The sequence below is a fragment of the Planktotalea sp. genome, from assembly GCF_049680325.1.
Lineage (GTDB): Bacteria > Pseudomonadota > Alphaproteobacteria > Rhodobacterales > Rhodobacteraceae > Planktotalea.
In genome coordinates, this window is record NZ_JBAUHO010000357.1 from 1 (window position 1) to 2,687 (window position 2,687).

The 2,687-nt window shown below is 57.8% G+C and carries 3 protein-coding genes; 2 read left to right on the plus strand and 1 reads right to left on the minus strand.

Annotated elements, in window-relative coordinates; genetic code table 11:
• Positions 1–454: exodeoxyribonuclease III (locus WBC85_RS15850; RefSeq protein ID WP_424439481.1), on the plus strand; the 454-nt coding region annotated here is incomplete at its 5' end.
• A gap of 56 nt (positions 455–510) precedes the next feature.
• Here WBC85_RS15850 and WBC85_RS15855 read toward each other — a convergent pair.
• Positions 511–1,656, minus strand: coding sequence for a pyridoxal phosphate-dependent aminotransferase (locus WBC85_RS15855; protein WP_424439483.1), 1,146 nt, complete (start codon positions 1,654–1,656; stop codon positions 511–513).
• 56 nt (positions 1,657–1,712) lie between these two features.
• Here WBC85_RS15855 and WBC85_RS15860 point away from each other — a divergent pair.
• Positions 1,713–2,687: M48 family metalloprotease (locus WBC85_RS15860; protein ID WP_424439486.1), on the plus strand; the 975-nt coding region annotated here is incomplete at its 3' end.

Genomic DNA, 2,687 nt, shown 5'->3' on the forward strand with positions numbered 1-2,687 from the left:
GCCTAACGGGAACCCTGTGCCCGGACCGAAGTACGACTATAAGCTGGCGTGGATGGAACGCTTGCAAAAGCGCGCCGAGGCACTGCTGGCCGAAGAGACGCCATTTCTGATGGCAGGTGATTATAACATCATTCCCCAAGATGAGGACGCGCGCCGTCCTGAAGCGTGGCAGGAAGATGCGCTTGCGCGCCCGGAAAGTCGGGCCGCGTTTCGCCGTTTGCTTAACCTTGGCCTGACCGAAGCGTTCCGCGCGCGCGTTCAAGGCCCCGAGCATTACAGCTTCTGGGACTATCAGGCGGGCGCATGGAACCGCGATGACGGCATTCGTATCGACCATTTCCTGCTTAGCCCGGCGGTTGCCGATCTGCTGGTGGACTGCCAGATCGACAAACACGTGCGTGCTGGCGATAAACCGTCCGATCACGTGCCCGTCTGGGTCGAACTGGATAACTGACAAAACGTGGGGGCCAGCCCCCACACCCCCGAGGTATTTCGGGACCAAAGAAGATGTCAGCCGCGCGTTGCCATATAGCGGCCCAAACGGTGCAATCCTTCGTGGATATCCTCTGTGCTACGCGCATAGGACAAACGCAGGGTTTGATGGCCCCGCTCTGCATCAAAATCCAGCCCTGGCGTGACAGCAACCCCCGCCTTTTCAAGAATGTCGCTGGCAAAGGCGCGGCTGTCATCGGTATAGGCGCTCACATCGATATAGACGTAGAAAGCCCCATCGGGCGGCGCGAAGGCACCAAGACCGATTTTTGGCAGCTCTGTTAGCATCAACGCACGGTTAGCGGTGTAGACTTTCAGGTTCGCTTGCAATTCATCAGTGCATTCCATCGCGGCCAGTGCAGTGATCTGGCTGATATGGGGCGGGCAGATGAACATGTTTTGCGCCAGACGTTCAATGATACGCACATGATCCTCGGGCACCACCATCCAGCCCACGCGCCAGCCCGTCATCGAGAAATACTTGGAGAAGGAATTGATTACATAGGCATCGTCCGTGATCTCAAGCGCCGTGACGGCCTTCGCCTCATATTCGATACCGTGGTAAATTTCGTCGGATATGAAGGCGGTATCCGTTTCCCGCGCGGCATCGATCAGCGCGCCAAGCGCGGATCTATCCAGCATGGTCCCCGTTGGATTGCCAGGGGACGCCACCAAAAGCCCCTGCGCGTTAAGCGACTTCAAATCGCTGGCAACAGGTTGCAACCGGTTTTCCTGACGCGCTTCGATCAGCACCGGTTCCAGGCTGAGCGCTTTGAGAATCTGACGATAGCTCGGGTAGCCCGGCGCGCCGATCGCGACACGCTCCCCCGCTTCAAAGAGCGCGGTGAAGGCCAAAAGGAAGGCCGCAGACGATCCAGAGGTCACAATCACGCGGCTCGCATCCAGATCGACGTTGTACCATTCGCCATATAATTGCGCGATGCGTGCGCGCAATTCAGGCAAACCAAGCGCAACGGTATAACCAAGCGCGCCCTGCTCCATTGCCGCGGCCGCAGCAGCCCTAGCCCCCGCTGGCGCAGCCGTGCCAGGTTGACCGACTTCCATATGGATAATGTGACGGCCAGCCGCCTCGGCGGCGCGTGCAGCTTCCATGACATCCATCACAATAAAGGGATCGACCCTTCCTCTGCTTGAACTTCGCATCACGCTCTCCCATGCTCGCACTTATGCGGTTTCAACGCGAATTGAGAGAACAGTCAATGCGTCTACTCGGAAGCATCTTGGTTTTATTGAGCATGATGTGCCTGCCTGCCCGCGCAGGTGGCCTTATTCGCGATGCGGATATCGAACATGCGCTCTCGCAATTGGCGCGCCCCGTTTTGCAAGCTGCTGGCCTTAGTACGGCGCAAGTTAAGATACTGCTGATTGATGATCGTATCCCCAATGCATTTGTTCTGGATTCCCGGGCCATCTTTATTCACACAGGCATGATAACGCGTCTGAAAAGCGCAGAAGCGCTGCAAGCCGTGCTTGCCCATGAAGCCGCGCATATTGCCAATGGCCATATTGCGCGCCGTATGGTGCAGGCCAATACCCGCAAATCTGTCACCGGGCTTGGCATTGCTTTGGCGCTGGCTGCATCGGCCAGTGGATCGAGTAACGGGGCAGCCGGTGCGTTGGCGATTGGTGTTGCCTCTTCTGCGCAGCGCAATTTTCTGCGTCACAGCCGCTCCGAGGAAAGTTCGGCAGATCAATCAGCGATCCGCTATCTTGCGGCCTCGGGCATTTCGACGCGCGGTGCGATTGAAGTCCATGAAATCTTTAGCGGACAGGACGCTTTGAGCGAAGCGCGCCAAGATCCATATGCGCGCTCGCACCCTTTCACCCGCGAACGCGTGCGCGCGATGGAGGCCTATGTCGCCAGCTACGGTGGGGATCGCCCCTATAGCCGCGACAGCCGGTATTGGTTCGAACGTGCAAAGGGGAAAATCTGGGCGTTTCAACAATCGCCCAAAAGCACGCTTCGACGCGCCGAGCAAACCGAGTATTCCGACCTGAAATTGATGATGCAGGCCATCGCCCTGCACAGGCGCGCGCAGACCTCCAAGGCTGCCGCAACCTTACAAACCTTGCTAAGATCGCATCCAAAAGACGCCTATTACTACGATTTACTTGGGCAGGTGTTGCTTGAAGGGCGACAGTTTAGCAGCGCCGTGAATGCCTATGGGCGCGCT

What these genes read in the sequence shown, in the direction of transcription:
- WBC85_RS15855 (WP_424439483.1), bottom strand. Translation starts at nt 1,656, where the DNA reads ATGCGAAGTTCAAGCAGAGGAAGGGTCGATCCCTTTATTGTGATGGAT.